The 15,376-nt window shown below is 42.3% G+C and carries 20 protein-coding genes; 14 read left to right on the top strand and 6 right to left on the bottom strand.

The features are described from left to right. Positions 1 to 10: 10 nt before the first annotated feature. Complete coding sequence (locus tag E2R51_RS13555; protein WP_133377622.1) at positions 11 to 1,000, top strand: nucleotidyltransferase domain-containing protein; 990 nt, start codon at positions 11 to 13, stop codon at positions 998 to 1,000. A gap of 393 nt (positions 1,001 to 1,393) precedes the next feature. On the opposite strand, the gene E2R51_RS13560 is transcribed toward E2R51_RS13555, so the two are convergent. Further along, positions 1,394 to 2,353: a D-2-hydroxyacid dehydrogenase gene (locus tag E2R51_RS13560; protein WP_133377623.1), complete on the bottom strand. Its 960-nt coding sequence runs from the start codon at positions 2,351 to 2,353 to the stop codon at positions 1,394 to 1,396. A gap of 157 nt (positions 2,354 to 2,510) precedes the next feature. Continuing rightward, entirely contained in the window at positions 2,511 to 3,011 is a 501-nt protein-coding gene (locus E2R51_RS13565) for a metallophosphoesterase family protein (RefSeq protein ID WP_133377624.1), read from the bottom strand. 79 nt (positions 3,012 to 3,090) lie between these two features. Here E2R51_RS13565 and E2R51_RS13570 point away from each other — a divergent pair, with 79 nt between their 5' ends. Together E2R51_RS13570 and E2R51_RS13575 are read left to right on the top strand one after the other, a co-directional pair. Next, on the top strand, positions 3,091 to 3,807 hold the full coding sequence (locus tag E2R51_RS13570; protein WP_133377625.1) for a GNAT family N-acetyltransferase: 717 nt from the start codon (positions 3,091 to 3,093) through the stop codon (positions 3,805 to 3,807). A 75-nt stretch (positions 3,808 to 3,882) separates the two neighbouring features. After that, a complete protein-coding gene (locus tag E2R51_RS13575) occupies positions 3,883 to 4,464 on the top strand; it encodes a YtxH domain-containing protein (RefSeq protein ID WP_133377626.1) in 582 nt (193 codons plus the stop codon). A gap of 100 nt (positions 4,465 to 4,564) precedes the next feature. On the opposite strand, the gene E2R51_RS13580 is transcribed toward E2R51_RS13575, so the two are convergent. From E2R51_RS13580 to E2R51_RS13590, 3 genes are all read right to left on the bottom strand, one after another. Next, positions 4,565 to 5,749 (bottom strand): chromate transporter, encoded by a 1,185-nt coding sequence (locus E2R51_RS13580; protein ID WP_133377627.1) that lies wholly within the window; start codon positions 5,747 to 5,749, stop codon positions 4,565 to 4,567. A gap of 19 nt (positions 5,750 to 5,768) precedes the next feature. After that, the gene (locus E2R51_RS13585; RefSeq protein WP_133377628.1) at positions 5,769 to 6,080 is read right to left on the bottom strand and encodes a PadR family transcriptional regulator; all 312 of its coding nucleotides are present in this window, start codon (positions 6,078 to 6,080) and stop codon (positions 5,769 to 5,771) included. 179 nt (positions 6,081 to 6,259) lie between these two features. Continuing rightward, positions 6,260 to 6,571 (bottom strand): DUF3243 domain-containing protein, encoded by a 312-nt coding sequence (locus E2R51_RS13590; RefSeq protein WP_133377629.1) that lies wholly within the window; start codon positions 6,569 to 6,571, stop codon positions 6,260 to 6,262. Between the two features lie 201 nt (positions 6,572 to 6,772). Between E2R51_RS13590 and E2R51_RS13595 the strand changes: the two genes are divergently transcribed. The 4 genes from E2R51_RS13595 (at position 6,773) to modB (ending at position 9,852) form a co-directional block, all read left to right on the top strand. Continuing rightward, positions 6,773 to 7,273: a GNAT family N-acetyltransferase gene (locus E2R51_RS13595; RefSeq protein ID WP_133377630.1), complete on the top strand. Its 501-nt coding sequence runs from the start codon at positions 6,773 to 6,775 to the stop codon at positions 7,271 to 7,273. An 87-nt stretch (positions 7,274 to 7,360) separates the two neighbouring features. After that, positions 7,361 to 8,383, top strand: coding sequence for a ThiF family adenylyltransferase (locus E2R51_RS13600; protein WP_133377631.1), 1,023 nt, complete (start codon positions 7,361 to 7,363; stop codon positions 8,381 to 8,383). Continuing rightward, positions 8,384 to 9,169: a molybdate ABC transporter substrate-binding protein gene (gene modA, locus E2R51_RS13605; protein WP_133377632.1), complete on the top strand. Its 786-nt coding sequence runs from the start codon at positions 8,384 to 8,386 to the stop codon at positions 9,167 to 9,169. It abuts the gene before it with no gap. A 17-nt stretch (positions 9,170 to 9,186) separates the two neighbouring features. Continuing rightward, on the top strand, positions 9,187 to 9,852 hold the full coding sequence (modB, locus tag E2R51_RS13610; RefSeq protein ID WP_133377633.1) for a molybdate ABC transporter permease subunit: 666 nt from the start codon (positions 9,187 to 9,189) through the stop codon (positions 9,850 to 9,852). Positions 9,853 to 9,859: 7 nt separating this feature from the next. Here modB and moaC read toward each other — a convergent pair whose 3' ends face one another. After that, positions 9,860 to 10,366 carry a cyclic pyranopterin monophosphate synthase MoaC gene (gene moaC, locus E2R51_RS13615; protein WP_133377634.1) on the bottom strand — a complete coding sequence of 169 codons (507 nt, stop codon included), beginning with the start codon at positions 10,364 to 10,366 and terminating at the stop codon, positions 9,860 to 9,862. A gap of 103 nt (positions 10,367 to 10,469) precedes the next feature. On the opposite strand from moaC, the gene E2R51_RS13620 reads away from it, so the two are divergent. The 7 genes from E2R51_RS13620 (at position 10,470) to E2R51_RS13650 (ending at position 15,286) form a co-directional block, all read left to right on the top strand. Further along, positions 10,470 to 11,735, top strand: a complete 1,266-nt coding sequence (locus E2R51_RS13620) for a molybdopterin molybdotransferase MoeA (protein ID WP_133377635.1) — start codon at positions 10,470 to 10,472, stop codon at positions 11,733 to 11,735. After that, complete coding sequence (gene mobB / locus E2R51_RS13625; protein WP_165967228.1) at positions 11,729 to 12,250, top strand: molybdopterin-guanine dinucleotide biosynthesis protein B; 522 nt, start codon at positions 11,729 to 11,731, stop codon at positions 12,248 to 12,250. The genes E2R51_RS13620 and mobB overlap by 7 nt, the downstream gene beginning before the upstream one ends. Beyond that, positions 12,247 to 12,708: a molybdenum cofactor biosynthesis protein MoaE gene (locus tag E2R51_RS13630; protein WP_133377637.1), complete on the top strand. Its 462-nt coding sequence runs from the start codon at positions 12,247 to 12,249 to the stop codon at positions 12,706 to 12,708. The genes mobB and E2R51_RS13630 overlap by 4 nt, the downstream gene beginning before the upstream one ends. Next, positions 12,705 to 12,935 (top strand): molybdopterin converting factor subunit 1, encoded by a 231-nt coding sequence (gene moaD / locus E2R51_RS13635; RefSeq protein WP_133377638.1) that lies wholly within the window; start codon positions 12,705 to 12,707, stop codon positions 12,933 to 12,935. Before E2R51_RS13630 ends, moaD begins: the two co-directional genes overlap by 4 nt. A gap of 5 nt (positions 12,936 to 12,940) precedes the next feature. After that, the gene (mobA, locus tag E2R51_RS13640; RefSeq protein ID WP_133377639.1) at positions 12,941 to 13,522 is read left to right on the top strand and encodes a molybdenum cofactor guanylyltransferase; all 582 of its coding nucleotides are present in this window, start codon (positions 12,941 to 12,943) and stop codon (positions 13,520 to 13,522) included. A gap of 70 nt (positions 13,523 to 13,592) precedes the next feature. Further along, a complete protein-coding gene (gene moaA, locus E2R51_RS13645) occupies positions 13,593 to 14,603 on the top strand; it encodes a GTP 3',8-cyclase MoaA (protein ID WP_240733082.1) in 1,011 nt (336 codons plus the stop codon). 179 nt (positions 14,604 to 14,782) lie between these two features. Then, entirely contained in the window at positions 14,783 to 15,286 is a 504-nt protein-coding gene (locus tag E2R51_RS13650; RefSeq protein WP_133377641.1) for a MogA/MoaB family molybdenum cofactor biosynthesis protein, read from the top strand. Positions 15,287 to 15,376 lie beyond the last annotated feature (90 nt).

Raw genomic sequence — 15,376 nt, forward strand, 5'->3', positions numbered from 1 at the left:
AGTGGTGAGGATGAATAAGCGCAGTAAAATGTTAAGAAATCTGGCTATCCGATTTATCCATTATTTAAGTGATGATCTTGCCTATGCAACAATAGGAGGCTCCGTCGCAAGAGGAACGGCAGACTCATACAGTGATATTGATATTACTCTATATACTTATAATCAATCTTTGACATCTGCCAATATCTTTTTTGAAAATGAATATATTCAGATTGAAGTAAAATCGGTGGAGCAGCTTCCGGACCTGGAGGCCGTTTTGCATGATCCCTGGAAAAACCGTTATATAAAAGAAGCTACTATTATTTTTGATCATGACCAGCGTTTTATAAAAGAAAAACAAAAAATAGATTTGTATTATCATACTAATGATTGTAAAGAAAAAATGATTCACACGGTTTCGGATCTCTGTGCCGATCGAATGAACATTGCCCGTGACTGCATAAGAGATGGCAAAGAATATTCGGCCATGATAGCAGCTAAAGGGGCGTGGGCGGAAGCGGCACTTCTTTATCAGTTTGTGAGCTCAGGGCTGCTTTCCACAGATACTGTTATATCTACTATTGAACGTGACTTCCGCGATACAGACCAGCTGAGAAAAATATTTTCTTATACTCCAATGCTCAACATGAGTGAGCTTTCTGGTGTAATGGGTTTTGTAAGAAAAGAATTAAGAGAGAAAGGAAATGGTTTCTCCTTTGGTCTCTCTCCTGTACAGGATGAGTTGACCACACGAAAGTCAGAACGTTTACTTAAGGCGGGGGATTATTTTAATCTGCTATGGCAAACCTACGGAGAAGCTTTGTGGCTTTATTTTGAAACTGCCGAGGGGCTGTCTTTTGAAAAATATCGAGAAGAACTTTCTGAAGAGGGAAGACTGGCGATGGAGAAACTCGGTTTCTTGAAGGTGAAAAACAATGAGGTAGATGAACTGGAGAGAATGACGAACGAATTGCTGGAGTTTTCCTGCAGGAAGTTTAAAACGAAAAGTGACCTTAAATAAATGCTTAAGGCCACTAAAATGGGACTATGTTCTCATGCAACTATGCACACAATTTATCCAGGAAGCTGTTCCCGGAGTAAGACCTAATAAATAACATCTGCTTCTGCACAATTGAAATTTAGGATCTCTTGGGTCGTAATAAGGGAAAAATTGCGCATAAAGCGGGATAAAAGACTGATACTGCTGAGAGTATGGGTCAAACTGATAATATGGATTTTGCGATGGGTTCCATTGGTTTTGCGGAGGGGAAATGCGTTCTTCATTATAATGACTATACCAGTTTTCAGGGTTATGAAACATAGCCGGACCTCCTGTTCATGATGTATTAGTATATGGCTCAGGCTTCACATGGTTCCTGGCATTAAAAAGAGGCATCCAGACGGATGCCTCTTTTTAATATCCTTTCTCGTAATCAATCAGATTAACAGTTGGTGTTTCTCCGTTTACATAATTCAGGAGATTTGGAATCAGAATATTTTCAACAACCCGCTGATTATAATGCTCTGTTGCCCCTGCCGTATGGGGTGTGATAATTACGTTTTCCATCTCCCATAAAGGGTTATGATTTTCTAGAGGCTCCTGCTCGAAAACATCCAGTCCTGCACCTGCGATCTTCTGATCCTGTAGTGCTTGAATCAAGTCTTTTTCGACAACAATTTCTCCTCTTCCGATATTGATGAGAAAGGCACTTTCTTTCATGTCATTAAATTGCTTTTCACCAAACAGTTTATTGGTTTCTTTTGTATGCGGAAGGGTGATCACCACGTAATCCAACTCAGGGAGAACGTCCGATAAGGAAGATAGAGTGTAGATTTCGTCAAAGTGTTCCTCCTGTTTATTACTTCGACGGACACCGATTACTTTCATGCCAAATGCTTTCGCTATTTTAGCAGTTTCTTTTCCAATTGCTCCAGTACCAATCAAACCCAGGGTTTTGCCATGAATCTCTAATTTTAGTCCGGCATGATGCCATGTTTTATGTTGCTGCTGACGGCTGTACGTATGAACTTTACGTGTAAGGCCAAGCATTAGGGCGAAAATAGTTTCTGAGATTGGGTTCGCATGAACTCCGGTTGCACTGGTGAGATGATAGTGCCGTTCCTTAAATACTTCCAGGGGCAGATTATCAATACCTGCACTCCATGACTGAATCCATTTAACCTTTGATTGTGAATCAAGTAATTCATGCATTTCCTTTTTCCAGCCGGCAATGATTTCAGCTTCTTTTAATTGAGGCTCCCAGACCGATTGATCTCTTCCAACAATGATGTTCCAATCTGGAATGGCTTTTTGTAATTGGTCGATCAATGATTCCTCTAAGTTTTGTGTCACAATAAGTGTTTGTTTCGACATACAATCTCCTCCAGTACCACATATTGATATTATTCTATCAGAAAAGCAACGCAATTCGATTAAAAGTGATTTTCTAAAAGGAGATCATTCGACGAATGGAGAAGTAGAAGGGGAAGTGTGATTCTGTTGAATTTATAATAGCCACAAAATAAAAAAGCTATTTTTTTGAGTCAAAAAAAAGATGACTAATCGTGTAGGATTTATCGTTAATTTCTAGAAGCCCAAAAGAATACTGCTGCTGTCTTCGTTTGTCTGTAGGAGAGCCCGGGTTAAAAAGAATCATTCCGTCCTTATCTTTTTTCAGGGGGATGTGGGAATGCCCGAATATCAGGATATCAATCGCTTCCTGTGAAAACAGATCCATAGCGCGCTGCTCAGTTGTCTTACCCTTTCCATCTCCATGGGTAACCCCAATTCTGACATTGTCAATTTTCAGCAGGATTTTTTTTGTGAACCTGCGATGCAGCCATTCCTCGTCAACATTGCCGGTTACTCCATAGACAGGGGCGTACTGAACTAGTTTTTCGTATACGGACTTATCCTGCCAATCGCCTGCATGGATGATGGCATCTGCATTTGAAAGATGGGGAGTAAGAGCCATGGGCAGCTGTTTGGCCATTCTTGGCATATGGGTATCGGAAACAATTACTATTTTCATTTAGTTCACCCCTAACAAATATTCATGTTAAACTATTGTATCAAATAGATTTGGCACGATCTAAAGGAGATTCGAAAATATGCACATATTTGAAGGAGAAGTTACCTTTCAGCCAACTAAAACAATTCAGTCTTTTACCGTTAGAAAATTAGAAAGCCAGGATGAAAAATCGTATCTTCAATTGCAGGATGAAATAGTGAACGGCCTTGGGGATCCAGAGACGCTGCAGCCGCTGACAACAGAGGAACTGCGTTACATATTTGAAGGCGGCGGGATTATCCTTGGGGTATTTGTTGAAGAAGTGCTTATTGCCGCCCGCGCACTACTTTATCCTGGAGATGATCCTGAAAATGTGGGACATGATCTTGAATTGTCATTTGAAGAGCAAATGAAGGTCGTGCATCAGGAAATTACGCTTGTAAAAGAAGAGTACAGAGGAAACGGCTTGCAGAAAACACTGTCTAAAATAATTATGCAGCAGCTTCGCCACTCGTCTAATTATTTTGTGCATTTGTGCAGTACAGTTTCACCGAAGAATATTCCATCTTTAAAAGACAAGTTCAACCAGGGACTTGTTATAGTAGACGTCAAAGAAAAATATGAAGGTTCTCTTCGCTATATATTTTATCAGCATTTGGTGCAAAATATAAAAATTGAATCCTCTTCATTGGTTTATATTCGCATAGATAAAGTGGACCGGCACAAGGACTTCCTGGATAGCGGCTATGTAGGGGTTGGTATTGATCAAACAAAACTTGGCGTTTGGATTGCCTTTGGCAGAGTAGTAGAAAAATAATGAAAAAGTTTATTTCTTGCAGGAGTGGGAATTACTACATTAACACTTAATAAAATATGTAGGAGGCTTACTCACATGACACAAACAAGAAGCTATAACACCACAAATAGCAATCAAACTGACAAGAAGAATAGTAAATTATTAAAAGGTGTATTGGTAGGAGCGGTAGTCGGGGGAGCGGTTACATTATTTGATTCCGGCACGCGTAAACAATTAACCTCAAGCAGCCGAAACGTAAAAAATTCAACAGCAGGACTGGTTTCGAAAGTAAAAGACAATCCTTCTGAATTGAAGAATGATGTGCAGGACCGGTTAAAATCAGCTGCAGATGTATTGAAAAATGCAATTAAAGATGCACAAAACCTTTATGAAAGAGTAAATGAAGACGTAGTGCCTCAAGTTGAAGAAATTCGTGAAAATGCATCAGATATTTTATCCACTGCCAACGACACAAAGGACAGTATTAAAAATATCGGAAGCCAGGTTGCTGAAGCTGGAAGCGAAGTAACTGGAGACAGCCAGTCTTCATCAAACAGCAATCAACAAAATGAATCAAACCAAAGCGGATCCGCTTCAGGGACGAGCGGTTTAAGCAAAGAAAGTGCACAGACCGTGTCAGCGTCACCTCAAGGAAGCATTCCTGGAAAAAGAGGATAATGATATAAGAACCCATCCTCCGGCAAATGAGCCGGAGGGTTTTTACTATTTAAACAGATAAAACGCACAAGGGCAGCCTTGTGCGTTTTAACTTTAAAATTTAAATATAAGCGATGATGGTTCCTCCAATTGCACCAGTCAGAACGACAAGCCAAGGAGGGAGCTTCCAATAAACCAGCATGCTGAATAAAATGGCTGCAAATGCAAAATCAATTGGTTCGCCAATGGAGCTTGTCCAAATGGGGTAATAAAATGCTGAAATAAGAATGCCGACGACAGCTGCATTCACACCCAGCAGAGCGCTCTTCATAGCAGGATTTTTACGAAGCTGATTCCAAAAAGGCAGCGTACCCAAAATTAACAGGAATGCTGGCAGGAAAATAGCGAATGTTGCCAGCAATCCTCCCTGCCAGCCATTCATTACAGCTCCAATATAAGCGGCAAATGTAAACAGCGGACCCGGTACAGCCTGCGCAGCACCGTAGCCGGCAAGAAACGCCTCCTCGCTGATCCAGCCAGTTGGAACAAACTCTCTTTCAAGAAGCGGTAAAACCACATGTCCGCCTCCGAAAACCAGAGAACCGGAACGGTAAAAGCTGTCAAACATTGCAATCCAGCTGACTGAGGTGATTTCTCTGAGTATTGGGAGCACTGCCAGCAAGCCAAAAAACAAAACGAGGCAGACAGTTCCTAATCGTTTGGAAATCGGGAACGAAAAACTTTTTTCCTCTTCCGCAGGCTGCTTTTTAAATAGAAGAAATCCTGCAATTGCAGCCAATAAAATAACGGCTATTTGTGAAATGGCTGATTGCCATAACAGGGTAATGGTTAAAGCGAAGAGAGCAATTGCCTTCCGCTGCAAATCTGGAGCAAGGTTTTTAGCCATGCCGATGATCGCGTGTGCAACCACCGCTACTGCTACAATCTTCAGACCATTTAGCCAGCCTGCGTTTCCAACATCAAAGCTTTGGACAACCAGAGCAAAAATAATTAATGCCAGTACCGAAGGAAGCGTAAAGCCAAGAAATGAAATAACGCCTCCTAATGTACCAGCACGCAGCACACCAATCCCGATGCCTACCTGACTGCTGGCTGGTCCAGGGAGAAATTGGCAAAGGGCGACAAGGTCTGCATAGCTTTTCTCATCCAGCCATCTTCTTTTGCGTACATACTCATCATGGAAATAACCCAGGTGCGCAACGGGTCCGCCAAAGGAAGTAAAGCCCAATCGGGTTGAAATCATAAAAAGCTGTAAATAAGTCTGAAGGGTAATCCTATCTTTCATAAAATAATAACTCCTTTCATTATTCGTTTATTTCTTTAAAAAGTTCACTTGCTTTTTTTCTTGCTTCAATTAATACGGCAATGCCTTTTTGTGTCACGGTATAGTATTTACGTATTTTGCCATCCACATTTTGATTTTCTTTATGCAATAGGCCGTCTTTTTCCATTGAATGCAGGATTGGATAGAGGGTACCGGCAGAAATGTTATAGCCATGTTCCCTAAGTTCTTCAAGCATCCATGTTCCATAAATAGGTTCTTCGTTCGCATGGTGAAGGATGTGGATATGAATAAATCCTAGAAAAAGCTTCCGTAATACCTTATCTTCTTCCATGTGTGCACCTCCTGATCTTCAATATAGAAAACCGATATCGAAAAGGTATAATGAGAGTATAACGAGTTCGTGAGGGAAAGTGAATAATTTCATGAAAGTCTTTACACAATCTTTACATTGCTGTTTAATATAAAAAAACCGCCCGTTATCTTCCTGAACGGGCGGTTGGATGCATTCAATTAGTCATTTGTTTGTTGTGCGATGCGAACGAGCATATGAGCCAGATGGTGACGCTGATCTTTGTCTCCAACCTTCCATAGTTCCTGAAGAAGTTTTTCCTCTGCATTACGGGGCTGTTCATTTTTGGAAAGGTAGTCGCCTACTTTCTCAGCCCCTTTGGCTAATGACTCCTCACCTAAACCAAGCTTTTCTCCTTTGGAGACCTGGTCACCGAGGTAATCTTTAAACCGGCCAAAACTCTGTAAAATATCGTCCTTTTTTTGCTCATCAGTTTGTTGAATCTCTCGTTCTACTTTATTTTCGACACTCATGATAAAACCTCCTGATAATTTTTTAGGTACAGTAGCTAATTTACCCGGTATTTTCCAGGTGAAACAATCGAATGTGCTGCCGATGTAACTGAAGAATCTATAATTTTCATCTATTAATAAGTATGTTTTCAGGAAGCGTTTTGGTAAAGAGGAGTTAATGTCATTAACTGCCCATCGCACCTTAAAGAGGAGGAACAATCTATGCAGGTTAAGCAGCTAAAATCCATCCATGCAGAAAAGTATAGAACGTTAAGGTTTGAAGCACTTCAGCAAAACCCGGAGGCCTTTGCTTCAAGCTACGAGGAAGAAAGAGAGAGACCAATAAGTAATTTTCAGGAAAGACTTGAAACAGCTGCATCGTTTACCTTCGGGGCATTTAATGAAGGAGAACTTATTGGAGTTGTCACACTCGTTCCTCAAACATTGATAAAAATGAGACATAAGGGATCTATATTTGCCATGTACGTGACTCCTGACAGCAGAGGGTCCGGAGCCGGACGGAAATTAATGGAGGCAGCGATTGAAAAAGCAAAGGAAATCGATGGACTCAGTCATTTGCTTCTTACAGTGGTTCAATCCAACCAGCAAGCCAAAAAACTGTATTCCTCATTAGGATTTGTTTCATTCGGGATAGAGAAAAAGGCATTAAAATTGAATGGCGAGTATATAGATGAAGAATATATGCAATTGGAACTGGATTGAATGCCAAAATCTTGAATGCCGTTCTATTTATTGCTATGTTTATTTTAATTATTTTTTCTGAATTTTAAACTAAAGGTGGGGGCGCAGGTGCATAAGGATCGTTATTCAAGACAGGAATTATTTCGCCCGATTGGTAAAGATGGACAGCAGATGATTCGCAGTAAACATGTCCTGCTGATCGGTGCCGGAGCACTTGGCACAGGAAATGCAGAAGCCCTGGTTCGGGCAGGGATTGGAAAGCTGACGATTGTAGACCGTGACTACGTTGAAGCAAGCAATCTTCAAAGGCAGCAGCTGTACTGCGAATCAGATGCGCGGAAACGGCTTCCAAAGGCGATAGCAGCAAAATATCGCTTAGAGCAGTTAAATAGTTTCGTTGAGATAGATACGAAGATTACGGATATATCATACTCTGAGCTGCTTTCCCTTGCCGAAAAAGCTCATTTAATTATTGATGCAACTGACAATTATGATACACGTCTTATGATTAATGATGCCGCTCAAAAACTTGGCATCCCCTGGATCTACGGTGCTTGTGTCGGCAGCTACGGGATGACGTTTACAGTTGTGCCCGGCCGGACGCCTTGTTTTAACTGTTTATGGGAAAGTGTTCCCATGACAGGGGAAACATGTGATACAGCGGGAATCATCAGTTCCGCAGCAGGGATGGTGGTTGCGTATCAAACAGCTGATGCGCTTAAATTATTGGTCGAGGATTTTGATTCCTTAAGCGGCAGGCTCATCACATTTGATTTGTGGCAGAACACTCATAACAGCATTAAAGTGGACAAGTTGAAAAAGCCTGGCTGTCCTTCCTGCGGGGAGTCTCCAACCTATCCATACCTGTCTTCAAAGAACAGGATGAAAACGGCCGTTTTATGCGGAAGAAACACTGTTCAGATTCGACCGGCTGAAAGGAAACGGGTAAATCTAAACGACTTGCATGCTGTCTTCTCAACCCAGGGGCTCCCCGTTCAATTTAACAATTTCCTGCTTAGTGTGGAACTTGATTCCAAACGCATGGTGATTTTTGAGGATGGTCGGGTTCTTGTTCATGGCACGAGTAATCTGGTGGAAGCCAAAAAAACATACCATCTTGTTTTTAATTAGATGAGTTTCTTTGTCAAACGAAGCAGGGGGCTGTTATTCCTCCTGCTTGTGCTATTGACTGGATGCTCTCCTCCCCAGCAGGATGGAACGGTAATTTCAACCGCAGCCAGCTTAAAGGAAAGCATGGAAGAAATTAAAGTTATATATGAAAATGAGTATCCGAACCAGCGGCTGATATTTAATTATGGCGGGTCAGGGAGCCTGCGAAGGCAAATTGAGCAGGGGGCGCCTGCAGATGTTTTTTTATCTGCATCAAAGGAGCATGCACAATCATTAGCAAAGGAAGATCTTATCGAACTGCATTCTGATAAGGTTTTTCTTCGCAATTCTCTGGTGGTAATTGGCAGTAAAGATCACACCTATAAAAGTCTTGAGCACATGATACGGGAAGGCGGGCGAATTGCCATTGCGATCCCTGAGACAACACCTGCCGGACGCTATGCCAAACAGGCGTTAGAACATGAAGGCATGTGGGATGAAGCTGAAGATCGATTGGTTTATGGCAAAGATGTAAGCCATGTGCTTACGCTCGTTGAACAGCAAAATGTGGCTGCGGGATTTGTTTATCAATCGGATGCAATAAAGTCATCCCGGGTGAAAATTATTGAACAATTGGATGCATCGCTGCATGATCCAATTGAATACTATGCTGGTATTGTAAAAAAAAGCAGTACGTCTCGAGAAGCAGAACAATTTATACAATTTTTATATAGAGATGATATCCAGTCCATAATGGAAGAGCATGGTTTTCTTAAAGGGGAGCGTTATCCAGCTGGTTCTGGTTAAATAAGCGGGTGAGAAAAATGGATCAGGAGTTTTGGTTTCCGGTACAGCTGTCGCTTTGGGTTTCAAGTGTAACGGCTGTTATTGTTTTAATTACAGGAATTATGGCGGGAAGACTTTTTGCTAAGAGGGAATTTAAAGGGAAGATTATTTGGGAAACCATATTTATTTTGCCCCTTGTACTTCCGCCATCCGTGATAGGATTTTTTCTTATTCTTCTTTTTGGTACCAATAGCACAGTTGGCAGAGGGATTGAAACATTAATCGGAAGCTCAGTCATGTTTACTCCATTGGCAGCTGTATTAGCTGCAACTGTTGTAGCCTTCCCGCTTATGTTTCAATCCGCCAAGGCCGGTTTTTCTTCGATTGATGCTGATATTGAAGGCGCAGCAAAAATCGACGGCGCAAATGAAGGAAGCCTTCTGTTTTATATCTCTATTCCTTTGGCCGGCCGGGCTCTCGTTACCGGCGGGATTCTCAGCTTTACGAGAGCGCTGGGGGAATTTGGCGCAACGCTTATGTTTGCAGGGAATATTCCAGGGAAAACTCAAACTATTCCAACTGCTATCTATGTAGCAATTGAATCTGGAGATATGACCCTGGCATATACATACGTTTTGATTAGCGTGGCTGCCGCTTTTATTCTATTGAGTGTGACGAACAGTTTTGCACGGAAGATTAATTGACTCCGGCTCAGTCGATTGTGGTGACGGGCTTATCTGATCGATGAAAATCGCCGTTTTTACCGCCAGTTTTCTGTTTTAAAAAGGTAGCCCCTATTACCATTCCTTTATCTGCCGCTTTGCACATATCGTAAATCGTCAGAGCACATACGGATGCAGCGGTTAATGCTTCCATCTCCACACCGGTGCTGCCTTTGGTTTTAACCACAGCAATAATCATGAGTTCATAGCCAGTTTTGACCTTATCCCATTCAAATTTAATGTCAATTCCGCTTATTGCTATGGGGTGACACATTGGAATGATGCCAGACGTTTGCTTTGCTGCCATGATTCCAGCCACCTGAGCGACAGCAAGCACGTCACCTTTTTTCATTGTCTGGTTTGTAATGCCGGAATATATTTCTTCATTTACAAGAATACTTGATTGAGCAGCAGCAGATCGGCTGGTTTCCTTTTTCAATGTAATATCAACCATCTTCGCTCTTCCCTGTTCATTAAAATGTGTAAATTCAGCCAAGTAATTCACCTCATCTATCTGATTTCTATCATCTTCCCAATTGTACCATGATGCCACAAAACGATTAAAGCAACTAATAGATTAGCAGAAAGGAGCGGTGACAATGGTTGAAAGAAGAAAACCAATTCCTGTAGCCGAAGCGGTTGAACGGGTTATGAAGCTGGCAGCTCAAGGAGAAAAAGAAAAAATACATATTAACGAAGCATTTGGAAGGATATTGGCAGAGGATATTGTGGCCTCTCATCCCGTCCCGCCCTTTGACCGGTCACCTTATGACGGTTTTGCCATAAGGGCTGCAGATTCAAAGAAAGCGGGCAGGGATTGCCCTGTAACTTTTGAGGTGACGGAAACGATAGGCGCAGGGTTTGTAGCCTCAAAGGAAGTAAATGCATTTCAAGCAGCAAGAATTATGACCGGTGCTAAGATTCCGGACGAGTGTGATGCGGTGGTGATGCTTGAGCTGACCGGCCAGCATAGTGAGAACGGAAAAGATTATATGACGATTAAACGGCCATTTAGTGCAGGGGACAATATTTCCTTTACAGGTGAAGATACAGAAGAAGGGGCTGTCCTTGTAAAAAAAGGGGCCAGCATCAATCCCGGTGTAATAGCTGTTTTAGCGACTTTTGGTTATGAATATGTGGATGCTGCCAAACAGCCTGTTATCGGTATATTCGCAACTGGATCGGAACTGCTCGATGTCGATCAGGAGCTTGAACCGGGGAAAATCCGCAACAGCAATGCGCACATGGCAGCAGCTCAAATCATGCGGGCAGGTGCCAAATACAGGATGTTTGGTAAACTGCCTGATGAACTTGACAGCTGTTATGATGCAATTAAGCAGGCTTTGGGTGAGGTGGATATGCTGATTACAACAGGCGGTGTATCGGTTGGGGATTTTGATTACTTACCCGCTGTTTATGAAAAGCTGGGTGCAGACGTATTATTTAATAAAATTGCCATGCGTCCGGGGAGCGTCACAACCGTTGCCCATTTAAACGGAAAATTTCTCTTCGGTTTATCTGGTAATCCTTCAGCCTGCTTTGTCGGGTTTGAGTTGCTTGTGCGCCCGGTTTGCAATGTGAGAATGTTTGTGGAAAAACCGCATCTGTTAAACGTAACAGCAGCTTTGTCAGAAGATTTTACAAAGCCCAACCCTTTTACACGCTTTGTAAGAAGCAGGCTGATTTTTAAGGAGGCCGGACTTTTTGTAGCCCCGAACGGATTTAATAAGTCCAGCGCAGTCACCTCGCTGGCAGGAACTGACTGCCTGATCGTTTTGCCGGGCGGCACAAGGGGATTTAAGCAGGGAGATAAGGTGGATGTACTGCTTTTGGAATCTACTGAAGGAAGTAAATGGCCATGGTAGCAGACACGCCGGTTCTGCAAATAACAGGTTACCAGAATAGCGGAAAAACAACCGTTGCAGAAGAGTTGATCGCCTATGCCGCCTGCCATAATCTGAAGATCGGCTCTATTAAGCATCACGGGCATGGCGGTGTTCCGTATGGTAGTATAGACAGCAAAGACAGCGGCCGGCATCTGAAAGCCGGTGCAGCCATTGCATCTGCAGAGGGTGAAGGACTTTTGCAGCTGATCAATCAGGATAACAGGTGGGACTTGGAGCAGCTGGTTCACTTGTACAGCGGTTTGTCCCTGGATGGTATTCTGGTAGAAGGATATAAAAAAGAAAATTTTCCAAAAATAGTCATGATACGGCAAGAAAGTGATCGTAAACTAGTGAATGAGCTTACTAATATCGCGGCAGTTATTAGTGATCATTCAGGCATCCCTGCAAAAGAGCCTTCGTATCAACTGTTTCGATCAACAGAAAAAGAACGTTACTGTCAATGGTTCATTGATTTCTTAAGGGGGAGAGCATGATGTTTGTAATCACTTCAGAGCCGATTTTGATAGAGGAAGTAACCAATAAAGTCGTTCGTCCAGAAGCAGGCGCAGTCGTAAACTTTATTGGGACGGTCAGGGAGTTTACGAAAGGAAAAAGAACTCTTTCTCTTCAGTACGAAGCTTATCCGGCGATGGCTGAAAAGCAGCTTGAAAAAATAGGTGCTGAAATAAAAGAAAAATGGCCTGAGGCTGTTACAGCTATTACGCATCGGACAGGAAAACTGGCAATTTCAGATATAGCAGTTGTGATTGCTGTATCCACTCCACACAGAAAAGATGCATATCTGGCCAATGAGTATGCAATCGAGCGAATTAAGCAAATTGTTCCAATATGGAAGAAGGAACACTGGGAAGACGGGGAAGAATGGATCGGAGACCAGCTGGAAAAAACGGTGTACCCAACAGGCAAGCCGGAGGAGATGAATTCATTATGATAAACGTTCAGTGCTTTGCCCACATACGTGAACAGATTGGCAAAGACCAGCTCATTCTTGATGAGACAAAGATCACCGTCAAAGATTTAATGGATAAACTATCAGCACTTTACTCTATTCAAACTGAATCGATTATGGTTGCTGTAAATGAAGAGTATGCTGAACCCGGCGATATCGTTAATGAAGGAGATACAGTGGCGTTGATCCCTCCTGTAAGCGGGGGATAACCATCATGACAGACAAAACGAACATTCTCGGAGTGATATTATCCGGAGGGGAATCTCAAAGATTTGGTGAACCAAAAGCATTTGCGCTTTACGATGGAGAACCGTTTTACCAGCATGCTGTAAATGCTTTGACTCCTCATGTTAATGAATTAGTCATCGTAAGTCATGATGCACTGAAAGATAGGTTCAGCAAACAAACCAGTGTTCAATTGATCGGTGATGTGGAGCCGTACATTGGAAAAGGACCTTTATCCGGTCTTTACGCGTCGATGAAACAATTTGAGTACGAATGGTATTTTGTTTTGGCCTGCGATATGCCTTACTTTGATGCAGTGACTGCCGGACGGATTGCTCAAAGGATAAAAGGTGGAGTAATGGGAATTACCCCAAGAGCAGAAGGTCGTATCCATCCGCTTTCTGCAATCTATCATCATACAACCTTTCCCCATTTGGTCCGGCAATTAGAATCAGGTTCCTATCGGATGAGAGAATGGATTGGCCGTTTCCCTGCTCAGACGGTGGAGGGACTGGATGAGAAGTGCTTTAAAAATGTAAATGATCAACAGGAATATCAAAAGCTGCAGTAAGAATCTTATATTAAAATGTACGGGATATGCCGCAATACCGGGTTTAATAAATGATGAAAGGAGTCAGACGATGGATCCGATAAAAGATCAATTCGCTCGTCCTCTACGGGACATAAGAATTTCAGTGACGGATCAATGCAATTTCCGATGCTCCTATTGCATGCCAGCAGAGATATTTGGTCCTGATTTTACTTTTTTGCCACAGGAAGAATATTTAACATTTGAAGAAATCTATCAGCTGATAAAAGCCATGGGAGATTTGGGTGTAGAAAAAGTCCGCCTTACTGGAGGCGAGCCGCTGCTCCGAAAAGACCTGCATTTGCTGATTGAAAAACTGATGTCCATACCAGCAATCAAGGATATTGCACTTACAACAAACGCCATGATGCTTCCAAAATATGCTGAAAAGCTAAAAGAAGCAGGGCTTCAGCGTGTAAATGTCAGCATGGATGCTATAGATGAAGCGGTATTTAAGAAGATGAACGGGAGAAATGTGAGCACTAAACCAGTATTAAAAGGAATTCAAGCAGCTCTCGACGCCGGGCTCGAAGTGAAAATTAATATGGTGGTTCAAAAAGGGGTAAATGATGATCAGATTATTCCTATGGCAGCTTATTTTAAAGAGCGTGGAATTACGCTGCGGTTTATAGAATTTATGGATGTAGGAAGTACAAATGGCTGGAAACTGTCATCTGTTGTAACCAAGGAAGAAATAATTCGCATGCTGAATGAACATTTTACCGTTGAACCGCTTGATGGAGCTTATTATGGTGAAGTGGCGAGCAGATATCTTTATACCGGTACTTCAGCAGAGGTAGGCGTCATTTCTTCTGTATCAGATTCGTTTTGCTCTACTTGCACACGTGCCCGCATTTCAGCAGATGGAAAGTTGTATACCTGTTTATTTGCTGCAGAGGGATTTGACTTAAAATCATTTATGAGGGCCTCATCTTCCATCGATGAAGTGCGGGATAAAATGGCTGTCCTGTGGAATAAAAGGCGTGATCGGTACTCGGACGAAAGAACGGAAGAAACTGCAAAAAACAGGAAAAAGATAGAGATGTCTTATATTGGCGGATAACATTCAATTGTTACGCTTTTCAGGAATCTAAAGATGCAACCCGTCTTGTGCAAAGGAAACGAATTCTCCTGCTGTACAGGGCGGTTTTTCTTTTTAAAAAAGCTTTGTTAGTTGTTCATAGCTAGCCCCGGTTCAACAAAGCCTGCAAGAAACATAATTGGGAAAAGGAGTGCTTTCTAATGCTGGAAGACCATAGAAAAAAATCGGCTCACACAGTCCGCTGCAAGGTGCTTACGGTTAGTGACACAAGGAATGAAGATACAGATAAGAGCGGGAAATTAATAAAGGATTTATTAACAGGAGAAGGTCATGTGGTTGAGCACTATGAGATCGTGCCGGATGAAAATCTTATCATTAAACGTGCGGTTCAATCCGGGCTGCAGGATCCGGATATTGATGCAGTTCTGATAAATGGAGGCACGGGATTTTCAAAAAGAGATGTGACGATTGAAGCCGTGCAGACCTTATTTGAAAAAGAAATTGTTGGATTTGGCGAGCTATTCCGTTATCTGAGTTTTACAGAAGATATCGGTTCAGCAGCCATTCTCTCCAGAGCAGCTGCAGGGACTGCCGGAGAAACGGTCATTTTTGCGATGCCGGGATCAACGGGAGCTGTGAAGCTTGCGATGAGGAAATTAATCCTCCCTGAGATTGGTCATATTGTTTCCGAGATCAATAAATAAATCCGCAAGTGTTGACTTAAAAAATGTCGAATTGTACAAGTAATTGGAAGCGCTGTGTTTTGAAGGAAAAAGAAAAGGGTAGCGTGAAAC

It is taken from the genome of Jeotgalibacillus sp. S-D1 (assembly GCF_004358665.1).
Taxonomy (GTDB): Bacteria; Bacillota; Bacilli; order Bacillales; family Jeotgalibacillaceae; genus Jeotgalibacillus.

Coding starts and splice junctions, on each gene's coding strand:
- E2R51_RS13650 (WP_133377641.1), top strand. CDS start 14,783: ATGCTGGAAGACCATAGAAAAAAATCGGCTCACACAGTCCGCTGCAAG.
- E2R51_RS13590 (WP_133377629.1), bottom strand. CDS start 6,571: ATGAGTGTCGAAAATAAAGTAGAACGAGAGATTCAACAAACTGATGAG.
- E2R51_RS13580 (WP_133377627.1), bottom strand. CDS start 5,749: ATGAAAGATAGGATTACCCTTCAGACTTATTTACAGCTTTTTATGATT.
- E2R51_RS13595 (WP_133377630.1), top strand. CDS start 6,773: ATGCAGGTTAAGCAGCTAAAATCCATCCATGCAGAAAAGTATAGAACG.
- moaA (WP_240733082.1), top strand. CDS start 13,593: ATGGATCCGATAAAAGATCAATTCGCTCGTCCTCTACGGGACATAAGA.
- E2R51_RS13555 (WP_133377622.1), top strand. CDS start 11: ATGAATAAGCGCAGTAAAATGTTAAGAAATCTGGCTATCCGATTTATC.
- E2R51_RS13570 (WP_133377625.1), top strand. CDS start 3,091: ATGCACATATTTGAAGGAGAAGTTACCTTTCAGCCAACTAAAACAATT.
- moaD (WP_133377638.1), top strand. CDS start 12,705: ATGATAAACGTTCAGTGCTTTGCCCACATACGTGAACAGATTGGCAAA.
- mobA (WP_133377639.1), top strand. CDS start 12,941: ATGACAGACAAAACGAACATTCTCGGAGTGATATTATCCGGAGGGGAA.
- mobB (WP_165967228.1), top strand. CDS start 11,729: ATGGTAGCAGACACGCCGGTTCTGCAAATAACAGGTTACCAGAATAGC.
- E2R51_RS13560 (WP_133377623.1), bottom strand. CDS start 2,353: ATGTCGAAACAAACACTTATTGTGACACAAAACTTAGAGGAATCATTG.
- modA (WP_133377632.1), top strand. CDS start 8,384: ATGAGTTTCTTTGTCAAACGAAGCAGGGGGCTGTTATTCCTCCTGCTT.
- modB (WP_133377633.1), top strand. CDS start 9,187: ATGGATCAGGAGTTTTGGTTTCCGGTACAGCTGTCGCTTTGGGTTTCA.
- E2R51_RS13585 (WP_133377628.1), bottom strand. CDS start 6,080: ATGGAAGAAGATAAGGTATTACGGAAGCTTTTTCTAGGATTTATTCAT.
- E2R51_RS13630 (WP_133377637.1), top strand. CDS start 12,247: ATGATGTTTGTAATCACTTCAGAGCCGATTTTGATAGAGGAAGTAACC.
- E2R51_RS13620 (WP_133377635.1), top strand. CDS start 10,470: ATGGTTGAAAGAAGAAAACCAATTCCTGTAGCCGAAGCGGTTGAACGG.
- E2R51_RS13575 (WP_133377626.1), top strand. CDS start 3,883: ATGACACAAACAAGAAGCTATAACACCACAAATAGCAATCAAACTGAC.
- E2R51_RS13565 (WP_133377624.1), bottom strand. CDS start 3,011: ATGAAAATAGTAATTGTTTCCGATACCCATATGCCAAGAATGGCCAAA.